General features: G+C 71.1%; 18 protein-coding genes. 3 read left to right on the top strand and 15 right to left on the bottom strand.

What is annotated here, in order from left to right; translation table 11 throughout:
* Positions 1-22 precede the first annotated feature (22 nt).
* From ftsZ to DYZ02_RS10345, 15 genes are all read right to left on the bottom strand, one after another.
* The gene (ftsZ, locus tag DYZ02_RS10415; RefSeq protein ID WP_115686186.1) at positions 23-1,294 is read right to left on the bottom strand and encodes a cell division protein FtsZ; all 1,272 of its coding nucleotides are present in this window, start codon (positions 1,292-1,294) and stop codon (positions 23-25) included.
* Positions 1,295-1,463: 169 nt separating this feature from the next.
* Positions 1,464-2,243, bottom strand: coding sequence for a cell division protein FtsQ/DivIB (locus tag DYZ02_RS10410; protein WP_115686185.1), 780 nt, complete (start codon positions 2,241-2,243; stop codon positions 1,464-1,466).
* 4 nt (positions 2,244-2,247) lie between these two features.
* Positions 2,248-3,729 carry a UDP-N-acetylmuramate--L-alanine ligase gene (gene murC / locus DYZ02_RS10405; protein WP_115686184.1) on the bottom strand — a complete coding sequence of 494 codons (1,482 nt, stop codon included), beginning with the start codon at positions 3,727-3,729 and terminating at the stop codon, positions 2,248-2,250.
* 52 nt (positions 3,730-3,781) lie between these two features.
* Positions 3,782-4,879, bottom strand: coding sequence for a UDP-N-acetylglucosamine--N-acetylmuramyl-(pentapeptide) pyrophosphoryl-undecaprenol N-acetylglucosamine transferase (locus tag DYZ02_RS10400; protein WP_115686183.1), 1,098 nt, complete (start codon positions 4,877-4,879; stop codon positions 3,782-3,784).
* Between the two features lie 64 nt (positions 4,880-4,943).
* The gene (locus DYZ02_RS10395) at positions 4,944-6,341 is read right to left on the bottom strand and encodes an FtsW/RodA/SpoVE family cell cycle protein (RefSeq protein ID WP_181896993.1); all 1,398 of its coding nucleotides are present in this window, start codon (positions 6,339-6,341) and stop codon (positions 4,944-4,946) included.
* Positions 6,342-6,662: 321 nt separating this feature from the next.
* Entirely contained in the window at positions 6,663-8,108 is a 1,446-nt protein-coding gene (murD, locus tag DYZ02_RS10390; protein ID WP_425451025.1) for a UDP-N-acetylmuramoyl-L-alanine--D-glutamate ligase, read from the bottom strand.
* Positions 8,078-9,184, bottom strand: coding sequence for a phospho-N-acetylmuramoyl-pentapeptide-transferase (gene mraY / locus DYZ02_RS10385; RefSeq protein WP_115686181.1), 1,107 nt, complete (start codon positions 9,182-9,184; stop codon positions 8,078-8,080). Before mraY ends, murD begins: the two co-directional genes overlap by 31 nt.
* Before the next feature lie 8 nt (positions 9,185-9,192).
* On the bottom strand, positions 9,193-10,758 hold the full coding sequence (locus tag DYZ02_RS10380; protein WP_115686180.1) for a UDP-N-acetylmuramoyl-tripeptide--D-alanyl-D-alanine ligase: 1,566 nt from the start codon (positions 10,756-10,758) through the stop codon (positions 9,193-9,195).
* A complete protein-coding gene (locus tag DYZ02_RS10375; protein ID WP_245945779.1) occupies positions 10,755-12,317 on the bottom strand; it encodes a UDP-N-acetylmuramoyl-L-alanyl-D-glutamate--2,6-diaminopimelate ligase in 1,563 nt (520 codons plus the stop codon). The genes DYZ02_RS10380 and DYZ02_RS10375 overlap by 4 nt, the downstream gene beginning before the upstream one ends.
* Before the next feature lie 26 nt (positions 12,318-12,343).
* Positions 12,344-14,338 (bottom strand): peptidoglycan D,D-transpeptidase FtsI family protein, encoded by a 1,995-nt coding sequence (locus DYZ02_RS10370; protein ID WP_115686178.1) that lies wholly within the window; start codon positions 14,336-14,338, stop codon positions 12,344-12,346.
* Between the two features lie 165 nt (positions 14,339-14,503).
* Positions 14,504-15,229, bottom strand: coding sequence for a cell division protein FtsL (gene ftsL, locus DYZ02_RS10365; RefSeq protein WP_115686177.1), 726 nt, complete (start codon positions 15,227-15,229; stop codon positions 14,504-14,506).
* 35 nt (positions 15,230-15,264) lie between these two features.
* Complete coding sequence (gene rsmH / locus DYZ02_RS10360) at positions 15,265-16,284, bottom strand: 16S rRNA (cytosine(1402)-N(4))-methyltransferase RsmH (protein WP_115686176.1); 1,020 nt, start codon at positions 16,282-16,284, stop codon at positions 15,265-15,267.
* Between the two features lie 247 nt (positions 16,285-16,531).
* Positions 16,532-16,966 (bottom strand): division/cell wall cluster transcriptional repressor MraZ, encoded by a 435-nt coding sequence (gene mraZ / locus DYZ02_RS10355; RefSeq protein ID WP_115686175.1) that lies wholly within the window; start codon positions 16,964-16,966, stop codon positions 16,532-16,534.
* A gap of 469 nt (positions 16,967-17,435) precedes the next feature.
* Complete coding sequence (locus DYZ02_RS10350) at positions 17,436-17,819, bottom strand: DUF3040 domain-containing protein (protein WP_115686174.1); 384 nt, start codon at positions 17,817-17,819, stop codon at positions 17,436-17,438.
* Between the two features lie 90 nt (positions 17,820-17,909).
* Positions 17,910-18,341 (bottom strand): SAV_6107 family HEPN domain-containing protein, encoded by a 432-nt coding sequence (locus tag DYZ02_RS10345; protein ID WP_115686173.1) that lies wholly within the window; start codon positions 18,339-18,341, stop codon positions 17,910-17,912.
* A gap of 136 nt (positions 18,342-18,477) precedes the next feature.
* On the opposite strand from DYZ02_RS10345, the gene DYZ02_RS10340 reads away from it, so the two are divergent.
* The 3 genes from DYZ02_RS10340 to DYZ02_RS10330 all read left to right on the top strand — a co-directional run bounded on the left by DYZ02_RS10340 (position 18,478) and on the right by DYZ02_RS10330 (position 21,704).
* Positions 18,478-19,056, top strand: a complete 579-nt coding sequence (locus DYZ02_RS10340) for a GNAT family N-acetyltransferase (protein ID WP_115686172.1) — start codon at positions 18,478-18,480, stop codon at positions 19,054-19,056.
* Between the two features lie 115 nt (positions 19,057-19,171).
* Positions 19,172-20,248 (top strand): polyprenyl synthetase family protein, encoded by a 1,077-nt coding sequence (locus DYZ02_RS10335; RefSeq protein ID WP_115686464.1) that lies wholly within the window; start codon positions 19,172-19,174, stop codon positions 20,246-20,248.
* Positions 20,241-21,704, top strand: a complete 1,464-nt coding sequence (locus DYZ02_RS10330) for an alpha-(1->6)-mannopyranosyltransferase A (protein ID WP_115686171.1) — start codon at positions 20,241-20,243, stop codon at positions 21,702-21,704. The genes DYZ02_RS10335 and DYZ02_RS10330 overlap by 8 nt, the downstream gene beginning before the upstream one ends.
* The last annotated feature ends 5 nt before the right edge of the window (positions 21,705-21,709 follow it).

Raw genomic sequence — 21,709 nt, 5'->3', positions numbered from 1 at the left:
CTAGCGGAGGCGCCCGCGGCGGCTAGCGGAGGAAGTCGGGGACGTCGAGGTCGTGCGGGTCGTCGTAACCGCGCTCCTCGCGGCCGCGGCCCTCGGAGCGGGTGAACAGCCCGGAGGAGCGCTCCTCGTAGCGGTGGCGCGGCTGGTAGGTCTCGCGGGACTCCTCGCGCGGGGCGGCCGGGGCGGAGGAGGCTGCCGGGGCGGCGGGGCGGTCGTCGAAAAGCGAGCCGCGGGAGGGCGCCGGGGTGGCGGTCTCGGAGGCGGGGCCGTTGTCCACGGTCACGGCGTGGGAGGAGCCGCCCGCCTGCTGAGCCTGCTGGTTCTGCTGGGCGTCGGCGCGGACGTTGGCCTTCTCGTCGAAGCCGGTGGCGATGATGGTCACGCGGACCTCGTCGCCGAGGTTGTCGTCGATGATGGTGCCGAAGATGATGTTGGCGTCGTCGTCTGCCTTCTCCTCCACGATGGAGGCGGCGTTGTTGACCTCCATGAGGCCCAGGTCGGAGCCGCCGGCCACGGAGATGAGAACGCCCTTGGCACCCTCCATGGTGGTCTCGAGCAGCGGGGAGTTGATCGCCTGCTCGGTGGCGGTCATGACGCGGTTGTCGCCGCGGGCCGAGCCGACGCCCATGAGCGCGGAGCCTGCGTCCGCCATGACGGAGCGAACGTCCGCGAAGTCGACGTTGATCATGCCCGGGATGGTGATGAGGTTGGTGATGCCCTGGACACCGTTGTAGAGCACCTCGTCCGCCGCGCGGAAGGCCTCCATCATGGACAGCTCCGCGTCGCCGAGCTGGAGGAGGCGGTCGTTCGGGATGACGATGACGGTGTCGCAGACCTCCTTGAGGTTCTCGATGCCCTCGAGCGCCTGGCGGGTGCGGCGCTTGCCCTCGAACGAGAACGGGCGGGTGACCACGCCGATGGTGAGCGCGCCCATCTTCTTCGCGATGCCCGCGACGACCGGCGCCGCACCCGTGCCGGTGCCGCCGCCCTCGCCGGCGGTGACGAAGACCATGTCGGAGCCCTTCAGCGACTCCTCAATCTCCTGCTTGTGGTCCTCCGCGGAGGTGCGCCCGACCTCGGGGTTCGCGCCGGCGCCGAGGCCGCGGGTGGCCTCGCGGCCGATGTCGAGCTTGGTGTCGGCATCGGTGAACAGGAGGGCCTGGGAGTCGGTGTTGACCGCGACGAATTCGACGCCCTTGAGTCCTTCCTCGATCATGCGGTTGACGGCGTTGACGCCGCCGCCGCCGACACCGACGACGCGGATCATGGCGAGGTAGTTAGCTGGAGAGGTCATGGAGAGAGTCTCGCCTTTCAGTTTCGTAGAACGTTGATGGGTCGATCATGTAGCGGTCTCCATCATGGGCCACGAAACTGAAAAATCGCTGCCTTTTGTTCGGCGTGTTGCAACCCTAAACCCCAACTTTAGGGTTGTGAACTGGGCTTTTGCCGGGGCAGCTCCCGGCCTAGCGCACCGTCACCAGCTCAGGGTTGGTCACGTTGAACTCGCGCCCCTCGCGCTGCAGGACCGTCTCCAGGGCGAGCGCCTTGTTGGCGTTGTCCTCCGCCGCGCCCCACACCACGGTGCGGTCGTCCGCGAGCTTGAGCACGAAGTTGTGGTTGCCCTTCGCCTCGATCGACATCACCTGCCCGCGCACGCGCTCGCTAATCGACGTCGCGACAGCCACCGCGTCGGCCCGCACGGCCTCGTCGCCGACCGCCTCCCCGGCGATCTTGATCGCCCCCGGCGGCGGGGCGTCCACGGTGAACTCCCTGCCCTCCGGGTCGATGAGGTGGGTGCCGTCGCCCTGCTCGACGTAGGCCACGGCCACGTGCTCGACAACCTCGACGTCCACCGACGACGGCCAGTGGCGCTTCACCGTCGCCGACTTCACCCACGGAATCCCGGCGACCCCTGCGGCGGCGGCACCCACGTCCACCCGGCCCATCGGGGTCCCCTCCGCCACGCCGGCGGCGGAACGCACCTCCTCGGGGCTCAGGTGGCTCGTCCCTTCCACATCGATGCCCTTGACGGGCAGGGCCGGGGTAAACGGCATGACAGCCGCAGCGGTGGCGACGACCAGGAGCGCGGCGGCGACGGTCAGCGCCCTGCGGCGCTTCCCGCGCGCGGCGCCCGCCCCCTCGCCGTTGGGATTCTCTCCCTGTGCGGGGCGCTCGGCCGGCTCCCCACCCTGGCCTTCGTGGCCCCGGCCGCGCGGGGCCTGGGCGCCGTAGATCGTTGACATGCTCCTACTCCCCGCCCTGCGCCAGCGCGTCGAGAATGACGTCGCCGAGCATCGTCACGGTGCCCGCGCCCATGGTGAGCACGAGGTCTCCCGGGCGGGTCACCGCGCGCACCGCCCCCGCCGCCGCGGAGAAGTCCGGCTCGTAGCGCACCTGTGTGGTGGCGCGGTCGATCCGGTCGGTGATGATGCGGGAGTCGACGCCCTCCACCGGGGTCTCGCGCGCGCCGAAGATGTCGAGCACCACGGTGGCGTCGGCAAGCGAGAGCGCGCGGGCGAACTCCTCGGCGAATTCCTGCGTGCGGGAGTAGAGGTGGGGCTGGAAGCACGCCACAACCCGCGCCTGGGTGCCCTCCGCCGCGACCTTGTCGCGCGCGGCGCGCAGCACTGCGGCGACCTCCGTGGGGTGGTGGGCGTAGTCGTCGTACACCCGCGTGCCGGCGAAGGGCCCGCCCGCGACAGTGCCCTTGAGCTCGAAGCGGCGGCGCACACCCGTGAAGCCGGAAAGCCCGGCGGCGAGGCGCTGCGGGTCCGCCCCGGCGAGCGCCCCGGCCAGCAGCGCCGCAGCCGAGTTGAGCACCATGTGGTGACCGGGAATCGCCATGGTGTAGTCCAGCGACACCGGCTGCTCCCCCACCGCCAGCTCGACGCGTACGCCGGCGGGGCCCTCCTCCGTGATCACCGCGCCCGCGGGCAGGTCCGGGTGCGCCGCGGCGGCCTTCGCCGTGCCGTAGCCGACCACCGCCACTCCCCGCTCCTGCGCCCGGCGGCCGCAGGCGGCGGCGTGCTCGTCATCGAGGCAGACCACCAGGTGCCCGCCGGGCTGGACGCGGTCGGCGAAGTCGTCGAAGACGCGGAAGTAGGACTCGGCACTGCCGAAGTAGTCGAGGTGGTCGGGCTCGATGTTGGTCACCACCGCCACGTCCGGCTTGTAGCGCAGCAGGGAGGCGTCGGACTCGTCGGCCTCGGCCACGAAGATCCCGCCGCCACCATGGTGGGCGTTCGTCCCGGCCCGGTTGAGCTGCCCGCCGATGGCGAAGCTCGGGTCCTCGCCCGCCTCCTGCAGGGCCACCACCGCCATCGAGGTCGTAGAGGTCTTGCCGTGGGTGCCCGCGAAGAGGACCTGCGTGTGGCCCTCCATCAGCTCCCCGAGCAGGTCGGAGCGGCGCAGCAGGGCGATGCCCTCCTCCCGCGCGCGCACCAGCTCCGGGTTGTCCTGGGGAATCGCGGCGAAGCTGGTCACCACGGCGGTGGGCAGCTCGCCGGAAAGCTCCAGGTTGGACGCGTCGTGGCCGACAGCCACCTTCGCGCCGCGGGCGCGCAGCGTGCGCACGGGCAGGGAATCCTTCACGTCGGAGCCCGTCACCGTCGCCCCCCGCTCCAGCAGGATGTGGGCCACGCCGGACATGCCGGAGCCGCCGATCCCGATGAGGTGCACGCGGGAGAGGTCGACCTCGGTGGCCGGGGTAGGTGCGTTTTCTGCGTTCATGACTGCGGGGCTCTCCTTCACACAGCGGGGCCGGACGTAACTGGTGCAGATCTTAGTGAGCGCGCACGGCCCGCACGACGCGGGTAGCCAGGTCGTGCGCGACGTTGCCGGCCCCGGAGCTGTCGAGCGCCGCGCGCATCGCCGCGAGGCTGCCGCCGGGGCCGAGGATGGCCGCGACGGCATCGACGAGCGCGTCGGCCGTGAGGTCGGCGTCGTCGATGCGCACCGCCGCCCCCAGGTCCACGAGGTGGGCCGAGTTCAGCCCCTGCTCGCCGTTGCCGTGCGGCAGCGGGATGTATACCGCCGGGACGCCGGCCGCGGAGTTCTCCGCCACCGTCATCGCCCCCGAGCGGCACACCACGAGGTCGGCCACCGCGTAGGCGGCCTCCATGTCGTCAATGTAGGGCACGGCCGTGTAGTTCTCGTGCGCCTGCGGGGCGTCGTTCTTGCGCCCGTAGGCGTGCAGGACCTGGAAGCCCTGGGCGCTGAGCCGCCCGACCGCCCCCGCCACCGCGGAGTTGATGCTCACCGCGCCCTGGGAGCCGCCGGTGACCAGGATCGTCGGCCGCTCCGGATCGAGGTTCCACATCTTGTAGCCCCGGCGCGCCTTGGCGCCGTCGGGGTCCACGCCCACCCCGGGGCGCACCGGGATGCCCACGGTCTCCCCCGGCATGCCCGAGCCCGGCACGGCGTTGAGCCCCACCCCGCCCAGGCGCACGCCGAGCTTGTTGGCCATGCCCGCCAGCGCGTTGGTCTCCAGCACGAAGAAGGGCAGCTTCATGGAGGCAGCCGCCAGGTAGGCGGACGCCGCGACGTAGCCGCCCGTGCCGAAGACGGCCTGGGCACCCGTGTCCTTGAGCACCCGGCGCGTCTGGCGCACCGAGCGGGCCAGCTTCGCCGGCACAGCGACGAGGCGCCACGGCGCGTTGCGTGGGATCGGGACGGGGTCGATGAGCGCCAGCTCGAAACCCCGGGCGGGGACGATCGTCGTCTCCAGGCCCTTCTCCGTTCCCAGGGCCGTCGCGGCCGCGCCGAATTCGTCGCGCAGGACCTCGCCGACCGCCAGCGCCGGCTCGATGTGGCCGGCCGTGCCGCCGCCAGCGAGGACGACGTTCAGCGGTCCCGACGACTGCTGCACCTTCTCAGGCATTGGATACTGCTCCCTCTTTCATTCCTTGTCCCCGTTGTAAAGCGGTTGCCCGGCGCCCTGGCGCTCAGCCCGCCCGCCGAATATCGCGGCGGATGTCGCGGCGCGGCTGCGGGGCCCGTTCGGCCGGGCGGTACTGGACTGGCCGCTGCGGTGCCGCCGCCGCTCGGGCGGTGACCGGGGTGCCGAAGCGCGCCTCGCGCTCGGAGCGCGTCGGCGCCGCCGGGCGGTGGCGCAGCGCCTGCGCCTGTGCCCGCGCCTGCGCCTGGCGCGGCGCCGTCGGCTCACCGATGCCCAGGATGCGGTCGAAGGCGGGGCGGCCGTAGTTCTGCATCGCGGAGACGCAGTCCGGCTCGTGGCGCGCCACGGAGGCGAGGATGCCCATCGAGCCGAGCGTGATGACGGCCGAGGTGCCGCCGGCCGAGAGCATCGGCAGCTGGATGCCCGTGACAGGCAGCAGGCCGATGACGTAGCCGATGTTGATGAAGGCCTGGGAGACGACACCCGCGGCCAGCGAGGCGGCCATGAGGGCCTGGAACTGGTTCTGGGCGCGGCGCGCCGCGCGCAGCCCGAACACGCCGAGAAGCGCGAAGAGGATGATCACCAGCGCCCCGCCCCACAGGCCGAGCTCCTCGCCGATCACGGCGAAGATGAAGTCGTTGCGGGCCTCCGGCAGGTAGAACCATTTGGCGCGGGACTGGCCGAGGCCGAGGCCGAACAGGGAGCCGTCGGCAAGCGAAAGGAAGCCCTGGTGGGACTGGAACGCGATGGTGCGCGTCTCCTCGAAGTGGCCGAACAGCGCGTCGAAGTACACGTGGAAGCGGTTGGAGCGGTAGCCGCCGGAGAGGAAGACAACCACGAGGCTGAGCGCACCGACGCCGGCGGCGATGCCGATCAGGCTGAGCGGGATCCCGGCGAAGATGAGGATGAGCGCCACGACGATCGCGAAGGAGACGGCCATGCCGTAGTCGCCCTGGGCGCCGATGAGGAGGAGGCAGAGCGTGGCGACCCCGAAGAAGGCGAGGAAACCGTTGTCGAGTTTGGAGGGGCGGCGGGGGTCCTTGTTGGCCAGGACCTTCGCGCCCCAGATCGCGATCGCGGCGCGCGCCAGTTCCGAGGGCTGCAGGCGCAGCGGGCCGAGGACGATCCACGACTGGGAGCCGACCTCGTCCTTGCCCGTTCCGATGCCCGGCACCAGCACCAGCGCCAGCAGCACCACCGCGACGAGCATGATCAGGTTGGAAAGCTGGCGGATGCGCTCCGGGGAGACCTTGAGCGCCAGCCAGAAGACGAAGAGGCCGAGGGCCACCATCACCGCCTGCTTCACGGTGGTCGCCCACACGCTTGCCGACGCCGCGAACGACGCCGCCATCGAGGAGCTTGTGACCATGACGACACCGAGCCCGGCGAGGACGAGCACGACGGTGCGGATCATGGTGTAGTCGAGCAGCGGGCGCGCGTCCATCGCGTCCGACAGGCGCCGGTGCAGCGTCGCGAAGCTTGTGCCCTGGTGCGGGGCGCGCCCGGGCTGGCGGGGGTGCGGCGCGCTGCCGGCCCCGCCCGTCGCTCCGCTCCTGCGGGGCTGCTGCCCCCGCACTCCGCGCGTTGCCGTCATGGCCACCGCCCTTTCCTCATCGACTCACCCTCGAATCTGGCCCGAGTGGCGACTGCAGCATCTGCCCGCCCCAGTGTTACCTGGAGTCACAGTAGCCACAATAGCCCGGGGGTGGGTAGGCGCCGGTGGAGCAACACGACCCCAATTAGTCTGCGCCGCCGGGGCGGCCTCTCAACCCCGCGCGTGGCGGGCGGCCGCCGCGGCGAAGATGTCCCCGCGCTCGGCCATCCCCGAGTACATGTCCAGGCTCGCCGCCGCCGGCGCGAGCAGGACCTTCTCCCCCGGCTGGGCGTGGCGCGCGGCGAAGGCGACGGCCTCGTCCATGGCGGTGACGGGGTCCGCCGAGTCGGTGACGAAGAGGGGCACGTCCGGGGCGTGGCGCTCGCAGGCGGCGCGCAGGATGTCCCTGTCCGCACCCAGGAGCGCCACGGCGCGGAACTGGCCCGCGTGCTCGCGCACGAGGTCCGTCACGTCGGCGCCCTTCAGCTGCCCGCCCGCGACCCACACGACGGGCCCGGCGCCGAGCAGCGCAGAGTGCGCGGCGTGCGGGTTCGTCGCCTTGGAGTTGTCCACCCAGTCCACCCCGCCTGCGGAGTGGACGACAGCGCCGCGGTGTCCGGCCACGCGGTAGCCGTCGAGCGCCGCCTGGATGTGGTGCGGGCGGGCGCCCTGGGAGAACGCGACGGCCGCCGCGGCGAGGGCGTCGTAGACCCCCGCCGCACCGGCCGGCTCGATGCCCTCCGCGCTGGCCAGGTCGGTCGTTTCCCCGCCGAGCCGGGCGACGATCCTCCCGCCGGAGACCCCGACCTGGTTGTCCGCGGGCTCGGCAAGGGTGAAGCCCACGATGTCCCCGCGCCCGGTCGCGGCGACGAGGCGCGCGACTTCCTCGTCGTCCGTGCCCGCCACGGCGGTCGCGGCGCGCAGCACCTTCGTCTTGTCGGCGCCGTAGGCGGCGAAGGATCCGTGCCAGTCGATGTGGTCCTCGGCGAGGTTGAGCAGCGCTCCGGCGTCGGGGACGAGGTGGCTCGACCAGTGGAGCTGGAAGCTGGACAGCTCGGCCACGAGCACGTCCACCCGCTCCGGGTCGACGATCGCGTCGCTGACGGCGACGCCGATGTTGCCGCAGGCGGCGGCGCGCCGCCCCGTGTCCCGGCCCGCCTGCTGCATCATCGCCGCGAGCATGCCGGTGGTGGTGGTCTTCCCGTTCGTGCCGGTCACCGCCAGCCACGTGCGGGGCGCGCCGAAGACGCCGGCGCGGTCGAGGCGGAAGCACAGCTCGACGTCCCCGATGACCTCGAGGCCCGCGTCCACCGCGGCGGTGAGCAGCGGGGTGTCGGGCCGCCAGCCGGGCGAGGTGACCACGATGCCGAAGGAGTCCAGAGCCGCCGCGGCCTCGGCGGTGCTCAGCGTCGCCGCCCCGGTTTCGGCGGCGACGTTATCGCGGTTGTCGGGGTTGTCGTCGGCCACGGTGACGTCGGCACCGAGCCGGGCGAGCAGCCGCGCCGCCCCGCGGCCGGAAACGCCGGCCCCTGCCAGCAGCACCGCCCCGCGCAGCTCGGCGGGAAGGTTCGTCGCCGCGGGGGCCATCAGCTCACCGCCCCGGTCAGCCCGAGCCATTCGCTGTAGAAGACGGCCAGGCCGAGCGCGACGGCCATGGCGGAGATGAGCCAGAAGCGCACCACCACGGTCGTTTCCGCCCAGCCGCCGTTTTCGAAGTGGTGGTGGAAGGGCGCCATGCGGAAGACGCGCTTGCCGGTGGTGCGGAAGGAGATCACCTGGATCACGACGGATGCGGCCTCCATGACGAACAGCGCACCGATGATCACCATGAGCAGCTCGGTCTTGCTCACCACGGACAGGCCCGCCACCATGCCGCCGAGGGCCAGCGAGCCCGTGTCCCCCATGAAGATCTTCGCCGGGGCGGCGTTCCACCACAGGAAGCCGATGGTGGCGCCGAAGCCCGCCGCCGCGAGGGTGGCCAGGTCGAGCGGGTCGCGGACGTCGTAGCAGCCCGGGCCCGGGGAGATGGAGCAGGACTGGCGGAACTGCCAGAACGTGATCGCGGTGTAGGCGGCCATCACGAAGGCGGTGGTGCCCGAGGCGAGCCCGTCGAGGCCGTCGGTAAGGTTGACGGCGTTCGACCACGCGGCCAGCAGGATGTAGATGAACACGAGGAAGACGATCAGCCCGATCACGCCCCCTGCCGCGGCGAAGTCGAGGATCTCGAGGTCGCGCACGAAGCTTAACGACGTCGACCCCGGCGTGATCCCCTCCTCGTTGGGGAACTGCAGGAGCAGCACGCCGAAGGCGACGGCGATGACGAGCTGGGAGACGAGCTTGGCCGTCTTGTTCAGACCGAGGTTGCGCTTCATGAACAGCTTGATGCCGTCGTCGGCGAAGCCCACCCCGCCCAGGGCGAGCGTCAGACCGAGGACGATCAGGCCGGAGGCGGTGAAGGCGGAGTGGCCCGTCCCCAGCGCCCAAAGGCTCGCCACCACGTACCCGACGAGGATTCCGGCGAGGATGGCAATCCCGCCCATCGTCGGGGTGCCGCGTTTGCGGGCGTGGGAGGCGGGCCCGTCCTCGCGGATCTCCTGCCCGAGCTCGCGGCGGTGGAAATACCGGATGAGCACCGGGGTGAGGAAGATGGCGACGAGGAAGCTGACAATCCCCGCAATGATGATCTGAACCATGTGTGTGTCTACCGTTTTTCTTTCGGTGTTTCCTGTGCGGTCGTACCGCCCTTTAGGTTATTCCCCGCCAAAAGCTTCTCGGCAACGCCCCACAGGCCGACGGAGTTCGACGCCTTGACCAGCACGACGTCCCGGGCGGTGCGTTCGTACCAGCCCTCCTCCCCGGCGGGCGGGGCTGCGAGGATCGCCGCGACGGCCGCGGCGGCGTCATCGACGCCACGGGCGGTGGCTGTGACGATGCCGCGGGCGCGGGCCCGCTGCTCCAGGGCGGACATGGCCTCGCTCTCCCCCACGGCGACCAGGTGGGTGACGCGGTAGCGGGCCAGGTCGTCGCCAAGCTCGCGGTGGGTGGCGACGCTGTCTCGCCCCAGCTCCGCCATCTCACCGAGGACGGCGATGGAGCGCACGCCCGGGCGCGCCGCGGCCGTGTAACCGAGGGCCGCGATCCCCGCGCGCATGGAATCGGGGTTGGCATTGTAGGCGTCGTTGATCACGGTCACCCCGTCGGCGCGGGTGTTGACGTCCATGCGGTTGACGGAGACGCCGTGGGCCTGGCTCAGGGCGCGGGCGACCGTCTCGGCGGGGATGCCCGACTCGACGCCGACCGCGGCGGCCGCGAGCGCGTTGGAGACCTGGTGGGCGCCGAAGACGTTGAGCCGGACGCGATGGGGCTCGTTGCCCGGCGAGTGGAGGGTGAATGTGGCCCGGGCGACGTCGTCGAACTCGATGTCGGTGGCGTAGTAGTCCGCCTCGCTCGAGCGGGTGGAGAAGGTGACCACCCGCGCCGCGGTGCGCGGGGCCATGCCGATGACGAGGTCGTCGTCGGCGTTGAGGATGGCCACCCCGCCGTCGGCGGCGGCAGGCAGGGCCTCGACGAGCTCTCCCTTGGCCCGGGCGATGTTCTCGCGGGAGCCGAACTCGCCCAGGTGGGCGGAGCCGACGTTGAGCACGACGCCGATCTTCGGCGGCGCGATCGCGGCGAGGTGGGCGATGTGGCCGATGCCGCGCGCGGACATCTCGGCGACGAGAAAGTCCGTGGACTCCGTGCAGCGCAGCACGGTGTAGGGGTGGCCGATCTCGTTGTTGAAGGAGCCGGGCGGGGCGACCGTCTCCCCGGCGGTGCCGAGCACCGCGGCGATGAGGTCCTTGGTGGAGGTCTTGCCCGCGGAACCGGTCACGCCGGTGATGGACAGCCCGTGGTTGGCGGTGAGCTCGCGGGCGACGTGCGCGGCGAGCCGGGACATCGCCTCGACCACGGCGGCGACGGAGCCGTCTGGGTCGTTCGCGGCGAGGTCCGAGTTGTCACCCTCCCGCCTGTCCACGGGCGGGACGATGATGGCGGGCGCGTCCACGTCCCGGGCGGCGAGCGTCACGGCGGCGCCCTGCTCGGCGGCGGCGCGGGCGAAGTCGTGCCCGTCGGCGCGCGTGCCGGCGAGGGCGACGAAGAGGCCTCCCGGGGCGATCTTGCGCGAATCGAACTCAACGAACCCGTCGACGCGGGCGTGCGGGTCGGCATGGCTGTTGAGTGTTCCGCCGGTGATCCGGGCGATCTCCTGCGCTTCGAGCGCGATCATCGCTGCCGCCTTTCGTTGTCACGTACTCGGTTGGTGTCGACGCTTTCACCGTAGCCGTTCTCGGCCAGCGCCCGGCGCATCTCGGCCCTGTCGTCGAAGGGATGCGTCGTGGTTCCCACGATCTGGCCGACCTCGTGGCCCTTGCCCACCACGATGACGGCGTCACCGGGCCCGGCCCAGGCGACGAGCTGGTCGATCGCCCCGGAGCGCGACCCGCACTCCCGGATCTCGGCGCTAGTGCCCGCCCCGCGCGCGCCCTCGAGCACCGCGGCGCGGATCGCCGCGGGGTCCTCGGTGCGGGGGTTGTCGTCGGTGACGATGACCAGGTCGGCGCGCTGCGCCGCGGCGGCGCCCATGAGGGGCCGCTTCGAGGTATCCCGGTCGCCGCCTGCCCCGATGACCACCCCGACGCGGCCCTCGACCTGGCCGCGCAGGGTGTCGAGGGCGGCGGCGACGGCAGCCGGCTTGTGCGCGTAGTCGACCACGGCCACGAACTCCTGGCCCGCCGCGACACGCTCCATGCGGCCCGGCACCGCGGCCTTTTCCAGTCCCGCAACGAAGCGGGCCGGGTCGACGCCCACCGCGCTCGCCATCGCGGTGGCCAGGGCCGCGTTGGCCACGTTGAAGGCGCCGGGCAGCGGCAGGTCGAACTCGTACGACGCGCCGTGAAGGTCCAGGCGGATGCGCTGGGAGCCGGTGGAGGTGGCGTCGAGAAGCGTGGCCGAGCAGTCGAGGCCCTTCTGGCTCCGCGTGCCCACCGTGAGCGCGCTGCCAGCGCGGCGGGCCATGCGCTCACCCCACTCGTCGTCAACGCAGACCACGCTCGTGCGCGCATGCAGCGGCGAGGCGGGGTCGAAGAAGGTGGCCTTGGCCTCGAAGTAGTCCTCCATCGTCGGGTGGAAGTCGAGGTGGTCCTGGCTGAGGTTGGTGAACCCGGCGACGTCGAAGTCGGTGCCGCCGACACGTCCGAGGGTGAGCGCGTGGGAGGAGACCTCCATGACGACGTGGGTGACGCCCTCGCTGCGCATCTGGGCGAACAGCGCCTGCAGCGTGGGGGCCTCCGGGGTGGTCAGCGAGGTCGGCACGTCGCGGCCGAGAATGCGGGTGCCCGTCGTGCCGATCAGCCCCACGCGGCACCCGGCCGCGATGAGCCCCTGCTCGAGCAGGTAGGTGGTCGTGGTCTTGCCCGAGGTCCCGGTCACCCCGAGCAGGGTCATGCTTGTCGACGGGTACCCGTAGACGCGCGCGGACACGGGCCCGAGGACCGCGCGGACGTCGCCGACGACGAGCACGGGCCGGTCGTCCCCTGCCTCGCGGAGGATCTCGACGCCCCGCTCGTCCGTGAGGATGGCCCCGGCCTCCGAGTCGTGGGCGTAGGCGGCGCCGTGGGTGCGGGTGCCGGGCAGCGCGGCGAACAGCGCCCCCGGCTCGAGCGCGTGAGAGTCCAGGCTGACCGTGGAGATGCGCAGCCCCGCGCCCTCCTCCGGGCCGAGGACCCGCGCCCCCGCGAGGTCGGCCAGCTCGGCGAGTGTGGGGGCGTCGGCTGAGTTCGGGTTCACGGGGTGGCTGCTCCTCGGGGCTGTTGTCACTGTTGCTGCAATACGTACGGTTCCGCGGGCGGGCTTTGCGGGAGGTTCTCCCTGTTGATGAGCCAGCTGGCGATCTCCCGGAACACCGGGGCGGAGGACTGCCCGCCGGCGCCTCCCTCGAGCGGGCCGCGCTGCGGCTCGTCGAGCATGATGGCAACGACGAACCTGGGGTCGTCGGCGGGCGCGATGCCCGCGAAGGTGATCCAGAACTGGTTCTGAGAGTACGCCCCCGTCTCGGGGTTGACCTTTTGGGCCGTGCCGGTCTTGCCCGCGAGCTGGTAGCCGGGCAGCTCGTTGCCCTGGGCGGTGCCCGAGTTCACCCCGGCCGGGTCCTCCTGGAAGGTCGAGCGGAACATGTCCACGACGGTGCGGGCCGTCTTTTCGCTGACCACGCGGGTGCGGGCCGGCTCCTCCTGCGGCACCTCCTCACCGTTGGCGTCGGTGACTGAGGAGATCACGCGCGGCTCGATGCGCTCCCCGCCGTTGGCGAGCGTCTGGTAGACGCTGGCCATCTGAAGGGCGGTCCAGCTCATGCCCTGCCCGATGGGCAGGTTGGCGAAGGTCCCGCCAGACCACTGCTCGCGCACGGGAACGAGACCCGCCGACTCGTTGGGCAGCTCGATGCCCGTGGTCTGGCCCACGCCGAAGCGCTGCAGGTAATCCCAGTAGCGGTCCTCGCCGAGGCGCTGGGCCAGCTGGAGCGTGCCCACGTTCGAGGACTTACCGAAGATCCCGGCGGTGGTGTAGGGCGCGACGCCGTGCTGCCAGGCGTCGTTGACGGTCACGCCGGCCATCTGGATGGACCCGGGGACCTGGTGGACCTCCTCGGGGGTCGTCTGCCCCTCCTCGATGGACGCGGCCGCGGTGATGATCTTGGCCACCGAGCCCGGCTCGAAGGGGGCGGAGACGGCGTTGTTGTCGAAGTCCCTTCCCTCCTTGAGCTGCTTTTCCAGGTCGCCGTTGGGGTCGATGGTGTCGGTGTTCGCCATCGCGAGGACCTCGGCGGTGCGCGCGTCGAGCACGACCGCCTCGGCGCCCTTGGCCAGCGAGTTCTCCTTGGCCTGCTGCAGCGTCTGCTGGACGAAGTTCTGCAGGTCGAGGTCGATAGTGAGGCGGATGGAGGCGCCGTCGACGGCGGGCACGGCGTCGCGAAGCGTGCCGGGGATGGACTGCCCGTCGACGGAGACGTCCTCCTTGGCGCGGCCGTTGATCCCCGTGAGGATCGAGTCGCTGGACGCCTCGAGGCCGAACTGGCCCTGCCCGTCCATCGAGACCTTGCCCACGATGTTCTCGCCGACGGCCCCGTTGGGGTACTTGCGGATGTCCTGGTGGTCCGCGGCCACGCCGTGGAACTTCTCGGCGACCTGCGCCGCCACGTCCGGGTCGACGTTGCGCACGAGCACCTCGTAGTCGGAGGTGGCGTGGAGCTTCTCCAGGATGTCCTTCGAGCTCACGGACGCCGATTCGCTTGTCGACGCCCCCGCGCCGCCCCGGCCCCTCTCCTTCTCCGCCGCGGAGATCATGGCGGGGATCTCGTTGGCCATCGTGCGCAGGATGTCCTCCACGCGGGCGTCGAGCTGGGCGTCGATCGCCTCGGGCGAGACGCCGTCGATCTGCATCTGCGTGTCCTGCTGCTCCCGCAGCTCGCGGCGCAGGACGTTCGGCGAGACGGTCAGCGAGCGCGCCTGCATGGTGTAGGCGAGCTGGTTGCCGGAGCGGTCGACGATCTCTCCGCGGCGGGCCGGCTCCATGTAGAGGCGGGCGCGCTGCGCTTCGGCCTGTTGCTGAAGGTCGGGGGCCCACACGACCTGCACCCAGGCGAGGCGGCCGATGAGGACGACGGCGACGGCGAGGAACGCCGCGGTGATGAAGCGGGCGCGCCGGTTGGTCATGGCCTTCTGGCTCGGCGCCTTCTGCGGGGGCGCTTTCCGGGTCGGTGGGGCCTGCCGCCCCTGGTCCGCCCTGCGCGGCTCCGGGTGGCGCCGATCCATCGAACTGCTCACGGCCCTACTCCACCTTCTACGTGTTCTTCGGTCTTCATACGGTCGGCCGCCGCGGGTGCGCGCGTTCGGCCAGTGCTCCTATTGTGCCTGGCGCGGGCCACGGCGGGGCGAGCGCCACACGCCCCGGTTACCGGTGTTGTTTACGGCGTTGTTTTACGGTGTCGCGGCGGGGACGTTGGGCGCGTAGGGCGCGAGGTTGCCCTGGGAGTTCGGCGCGGCGGGCTGGGCCGCCCGGTCGCGTCCGAGGACGTTGCCGCCGGGGACGGTGGTCAGCCGATCGCCGATCTCGCTGGTGGCTTCCCTGTCACTGGAGGCGCGGCCGGAGCGGGGGGCCGTGCCGTTGACGTCGACGACGCGGGTGTTCGCCTCGGGGTCGGCGGGTCGCTGCTCGGTGACGGCGCCGGCCTCGTCGACGGCGAGGATGCCCGGTTCGCCGGGGACGACCATCCCGGCGGCGGAGGCGCGCTGGGCGATCTCCGCCGAGGAGCGCGCGTCCTCCAGGTCGCGGTTGAGCGACTCCACCTCGTTGGACAGGGCGCGCTCGCGGGTCTGCAGCTGCTGGATGGTGAACGACTGGTTCGTGGAGGCTCCGGAGAGCACCATCGCTAGCACGATCCCCGCGACGAGCAGCGGGATGGCCACCGCGGAGACGGTGGAGAACCTGCGCTTCGCCGCGGTGGGCACGCCCACGCGCCGCCCGCGCACGGAGACGACCTGGCGGGACCCCAGCCGCCCCCTGCCCGGGGAGTGCGGGATGTGGGGGGCGATGCGCCGCGGCGACGGCGCGGCCTCGCGCGGGCGGCGTGTCCGGGTGTCGGACCTGGTCAGCGTCGCGGTGCCCGAGCGTGCCCCGGCGGTGTAGTCCCGGCTGGCTCCCATGTGATTGCCTCTTCCTTCGGCGTGGTTGTGGATGGTCATCGTTCCTCCCCGCTGACAAGCTTCTCGACGCCCCGCACCCGCACCGACGCGGCCCGGGGGTTGAGGTCGATCTCCGCGCGGGAGGCCTTCTCCGCCCCGTTGGTCACCGCGCGGAACTGTGCGGCGGTGCCCGGCAGGTCGACGGGCAGCCCGGGAGGGGTCTTGGAGGTGGTGAGATCCGCGAAGAAGGACTTGACGATCTTGTCCTCCAGCGACTGGTAGCTCATGAACACCGCACGACCGCCGACCCCGAGCAGCCCGGTGATGACGGGCAGCACGTTCTCGACGGCCTCGAGTTCCCGGTTGACCTCGACGCGCAACGCCTGGAAGGTGCGCTTCGCCGGGTGCCCGCCCGTGCGGCGGGTGGCCGCCGGGATGGTGTCGTAGAGCAGCTCCACCAGGCGGGCGCTGCGGTCGAACGGCTGGACCTCCCGTTCGCGGACGATCGCCGAGGCGATCTTTCCCGCGAAGCGCTCGTCGCCGTAGGTCTTGAGAATCCTCGCGAGGTCCCCGTGGCTGTAGGTGTTCAGCACGTCGGCCGCGGTCAACCCCTGGGTGGGGTCCATGCGCATGTCCAGGGGAGCGTCGACGCGGTAGGCGAAGCCGCGGTCCTCCCGATCCAGCTGCATGGACGAGACGCCGAGGTCGAACAGCGCGCCCGCCAGGCCGCGCTCGCGCACCGTGGCAAACGCCTCGGCGGCGGCCCCGTCGGCATCCCCAGCCCCCACGACCCGCCCGATCTCGTCGAAGCGGGCGCGCACGGGGATGAAGCGGTCGCCGAACTGCGCCAGCCTCTCCCCCGCCTCGGCGAGCGCGTCGGGGTCGCGGTCGACGCCGATGACCCGGACGCCCGGGAAGGTGGAGAGGAAGTGGAGGGTGTGCCCGCCGGCACCGAGGGTGCCGTCCACGAGGACCGCGTCGTCGCCGAAGGCCTCGACGGCGGGGGCGAGCAACTCGGCCATGCGGTCGCGCATGACGGGGACGTGCCCGCGGTTCGCCTCGATACCGAAATCCATGTCCGAGACGTTTATCCCTTGTTCTGCCGTTGGCTTCGCCCGCACGTGATCACCCCCTCCGCTTCGCGTCAGTCACCGTTGAGTTGCGTGTTCCCTTGTCCAGCGCGTGGCCGGGGGAGCGCATAGAGCCCTGCCCGAGGCGGCTGTTCTGATGTCGGGGAAGTACACCAGAACGCTCCACGCCCCGGACAGAGTCCGTACACGCTCTCCGTCAGTAGTCAGCTGCCTGCTCTTCGGGTAGTCAGTCCTAGAGCAGACCGGAGAGAATGCCATCGTCGTCGGCCGCCGCGAAGGCGGCCTCAGTCTCTTCTTGATATGTCTTCCAGGACTCTGCGTCCCAGATTTCGAGAAAGTCGACCGAGCCGATGACCACGCATTCCTTCGACAGGTTCGCGTACTCGCGGTGCGCCGGCGACAGCGTGATGCGACCGGACCCGTCAAGCGTTTGCTCATCCGCGCTGGCAGCCAGGTTGCGGATGAAGGCTCTCGCCTGGGGGTTCGTGCGGGACACCGCGGCGGCCTTGCGAGCGCGCGCGGCGAACTCCTCGCGCGGGTACACCGCGAGCGAGTGGTCCTGCCCCTTCGTCACCATCAACCCGTCCGCCAGCTCCTCGCGGAACTTGGCGGGCAGCGTCAGGCGCCCCTTGTCGTCGAGCTTGGGAGTGTAGGTTCCCAGAAACATCCGGCAGCCCACCTTCCTCTCGCTCACCGACGTCGGCTGTTCAATTTTCTCGGCGTCGTCACGCTCGGGCACGTAGTCAAGATGCCTCCACGCTTCTCCGCTACGCCCCACTCTAACCCACTTTCCCCCACAAACGCCACACCACAAGCAACATTTCTCCCCAACAGCACTAAAACGGCAGGTAGAACGAGGAAAAATAACGTGGGGCGTCCGCCCGCACGCAGCGGGCCCCGAGGCGCCAAACCGCACACCCGGGCCCCGCAGGAGCAAGACTGGCTCACTCCCGGCCCGGCATTTTCACTGGCCACGAGCGGCTTCAGTGCAGCGTGGGGCGAAGTGGGGGCCGCGCGTGGGGCGAAGTGGGAGCCCCCATTACCGCCGTGTCCGGGCGGGAACGTGCGCGCGAAAACGGCATGCAAAAACCGCGCACCCCTCGACAGGGATGCGCGGTTCGGGTTAGCGGCGGGGCCTACTGCCCCTCGAAACGGCGGCGGAAGTTCTCCTCCATCGAAGACACCCGCGGGGAGGCCTTGGCCGGCCGCGAAACGGCGGGCGCAGCTGCAGACCCTCCGGCCGGGGTGCGCAGGGCCATGACCCCGCCGCCCAGCATGACCACGAATCCGACAACACTAATGGCGATGAGCCAGATATTCACCGTTGCCAGCGCCACCCCGCCAAGGAGGAGGACGAGGCCGAAAACGACCAGCGCCACACTGCGCATGGTCACCCGACCGGATCCCGCAAAGGGGGTCGCGCCCACCTTGGGCATGGTGCTCGCGAACGTCGGGTCCTCAGCGAGGAGGGAACGCTCAATTTCCTGCAGCGCGCGCTGTTCCTGCTCCGATAGAGACACTCTGTCACTCTCCGACTGTCGTGATGGATGTTTTCCAGACTACTCCGTACAACGTTCGGCCCGTGGCGAATGTTCCCGCGGCCCGCTCCACTACGCCACCAGGGTCGCGCCAGGCTGCGAGGCGATGTAAAACTCCTCCACCCGGCGCAGGAAGCTGCGCACCGTTTCCGGGTCGGGCGCGGTCTCAATGCCCGAGGCGACGCGCCCGCGTAGCGCGGAGTAGCGGGAGAGCTCGCCAGCCCAGGCGGCACCCGATTCCCCCGTCAGTGCGAGCTTGTCCCACGCACTGCTGGGCAGCCGCTTGCGCCTGCGGATCACGGGCGAGTCGGCGCACACGGCCCCCGCGATGCGCAGCGCCGCGCGGTAGCCGTACTCCAGCGCCAAGGCGTAATCTCCGCTGGCGGCCAAGGCGGAGGCGCGACCGAGGAGCCCGTCCGCCGCAGCGAAGAACTTCGAGCTCTTCGACGCCCCCGCCACCGCACCGTAGGCCGCCCCCGTCGTCGCCGAAATAATGCTGTTCATTGCCACTCCTCCTTTTCCTTTCGCACCCACACGTTAAAACTCTTGTTCGACATCACCCGCCCCCATTCAAACACATTTTCGAACACCGTGCCAGCAAACCGCCGCGCCGAGCGCGCAGACGTGGTGAGATGGGCATATGAGCGTGTCGATCCGCCGCATCAACGGCCACGAGTTTTCCCTGCTCGCCCCAGTCCTGGTGGACATCTACGTGGCGGCGATGGGCTACTCACCCCACATCAGGGACCAACGCGTCGCGGCGTGGCGCCGGGATACCACCTCCCCCGGTTTCACCGCAGTGATCGCCGTCGACGAAAGCGGGGGCGGCGAGCGCGTCGTCGGCGTGGCCTACGGCTTCCTCGGTGTGCGCGGCCGGTGGTGGGACCAGCAGCTCATCCGCGGCCTGAAGCAGGGCGGGGGGCTCACGCCCGAGCGCTCCGCGATGCTGGAGAGCTACTTCGAGGTCGCCGAGGTTCACGTCGACGGCACGCACCAGGGGCGCGGCACCGGGTGTCGGCTGCTCACCGAGCTGCTCGACGGCACCCCGGCCGAGTGGGCGCTCCTGTCCACGCCCGAGGTGAAGGACGAGGACAACGCGGCCTTCGGGCTCTACCGCAAGCTGGGGTTCGGCGACGTCCTCCGCCACTTCACCTACGCGGGCGACGCCCGCCCGTTCGCCGTGCTGGGCCGGAGGCTTCCGCTCGAAGAGCCCAGGTAGGGTTTAGGGGGTTAGGCGCGAACGCCAAGAAACGCCCCGAGCACCCCCGACCACCACGGAAGGATCGATCGTGACCTCCTCCCCCACCAGCTCCTCCACCGGTTTCGATGCCCGGATGCCCCTGGCGGGAATTCCCGGCGCCGTCGAGGGGGAGCTCCGCGCGTTTCTCGAGCGGCGCCGGGGGGACGTCGGGAAGATCGGCGCCCCCGTGGCGGAGGCGGCGGGCCGCATCCGGGACTTCGTCCTCGGCGGCGGAAAGCGCATCCGGCCGCTCTACGGCTGGGCGGGGTTCGTCGGCGCGGGCGGGCTGGACACCGCGGGTGAAGACCCGCGCGCCGTTCTGCGCGCCGTCAGCTCGCTCGAGTTCATCCAGGCGTGCGCGCTCATCCACGACGACATCATCGACGCCTCCGACACCCGGCGCGGCAACCCGACTGTCCACCGCGCGGTGGAGAGTGCCCACCGGGACCGCGATCTGCGCGGCGACGCCGCCACCTTCGGCCGCAACGTGGCCATCCTGGCGGGCGACCTCGCCCTGGTGTGGGCGGAGGACATGTGGCGCGACTCCGGGCTGAGCGCCGCCTCCCTCGACCGCGCGCAGGGCGCCTGGCGCGGGATGCGCACCGAGGTCATCGGCGGCCAGATCCTCGACATCAGCCTCGAAGCCTCCGGTGACGAGTCCATCGAGCTGGCGGACAAGGTCAACCGGTACAAGACCGCCGCCTACACCATCGAGCGGCCCCTCCACCTCGGCGCCGCCATCGCGGGCGCGGACACCTCCACCATCGAGGCTTTCCGCGGGTACGGCCGAGACATCGGCATCGCCTTCCAGCTTCGCGACGACATCCTCGGCGTCTTCGGCGACTCCGCGGTGACCGGCAAGCCCGCCGGCGACGACCTGCGCGAGGGCAAGCGCACCGTGCTCCTCTCGCTCGCCCTGTCCGCCCTCGACGAGCGCGACCCCTCCTCCGCGGCCGAGCTGCGGGCAGGGGTCGGCGCCGTCACCGGGGCGCAGGAGGTGGCACGCCTGGCGGAGATCATCCGCTCCAGCGGCGCGGTGGAGGGCGTCGAGAAGCGCATCGAGGCCTTGACGACGTCCGGCCTGGCCCACCTGGAGGAGGCGGGGTTGCGCGGCGCGGTGGCCGACACCCTCCGCGAGCTGGCGATCACCTCCACCGCCCGCCGTGCGTAGCCCCGCCGCGCTCGGCTGCGCCGCTGGGGTCCTCATCGCGCTCGGCTCCTACGGTGCGGGCGCGACGCGCAACCGCGGCGGCGTGATGCGCGAACTCGGCCTCGGCCCCCTGCTCTACGGCCACGGCCGATCCTTCTTCGAGATCGCGCTCGCCTTCGGCATCGCCGGGCTCGTCGCGGCCTGGGCGTGGCTCGGCTACGAGCTCAGCCACGGCCGCGCGCAGCTGCCGGCGGTCACCCGCGCCACCTGGCTGTGGACCGCCCCGCTCGCACTCGCCGCCCCGATCCTGTCGCGCGACGTGTACTCCTACCTCATGCAGGGCGCCATGCTGCGCGACGGCTTCGACCCCTACACTGAGGGCGCCGCCGTCAACCCGGGACCCTACCTGCTGGAGGTCTCGCACGACTGGCGCAACACGACGACGCCCTACGGGCCGCTGCATTTGGGCGTCGGCAAACTCATTACCACCGTCGTCGGTGATAACGTCGCGGCCGGCGTGGTCGCCTACAAGCTGCTCAGCCTGGCGGGCTTCGCGCTGATCGCGTACTCCGTCCCAAGGATCGCGACGCGCATCGGGGGCAACCCCTCCGTCGCTCTCTGGCTGGGCGTGGCCAACCCCGTGATGCTGCTGCACATGATCGGCGGGATGCACAACGAAACCATCATGGTCGGCCTGGTCAGCCTCGGCCTGCTGCTGTGCGTGTCCACGCGCTTCTTCTCCCCCGGCATCGCGCTGATCGCGGTGGCGGTGTCCCTCAAGGCGACGGCTGCGATCGCCCTGCCCTTCGTGGTGTGGATGATGTACCACCGCTACGCCCGCAGCCGCGCCTCGTGGTGGGCAAAGGTGGGCGTGTTCGTGCTCAGCGGCGCGTGGACGGTGGCGCTGAGCGCCGCGGTCGTCAACGCGGTGACGCTGGCCTCGGGGTCCTCCTGGGGCTGGCTGGCCGAGATCTCCGGCAACTCGAAGGTGGTCAACCCCCTCTCGGGGCCGACCCTGGCGGCCGACGTCATCACCCCGTTCGTCCAGCTCTTCGACGAGAACTTCCCCTACAACACCGCGCTTGCACTGACCCGCACGGCGGGCACGGTGCTCATGCTGGCGGGGCTCGTCGCCGCGTGGGTGATCTACCGGCCCCACGGCGAGGGGACGAACCGCCGCGCGCTCATGGGCACGACGCTCGCCTACGCCATCGCCTTCGTCACCAACGCGGTGACCCTGCCCTGGTACTACGCCTCCGTGCTCACGCTGGCGGGCACCTTCAACCCTCCGGTGTGGTTGAAAAAGCTCGTCGTCGCGGGCTCGGTGATCGTCGGTCTCGGTTTCATGGGCAGCGGAAACCACCGCTTCTACGACAGCTGGTTCCTCCTCGTGGGCGGGATCGCCGCGTGGGCGGTCGCCGTCTGGATCTACCCGAAGGAAACCAGCTCGCCGCGCGCGGCCGCTCGAACGGCCTAAGGGGC

Source organism: Corynebacterium senegalense (genome assembly GCF_900411315.1).
Classification (GTDB): domain Bacteria; phylum Actinomycetota; class Actinomycetes; order Mycobacteriales; family Mycobacteriaceae; genus Corynebacterium; species Corynebacterium senegalense.
This window is presented reverse-complemented; position numbering and strand designations above follow the sequence as displayed.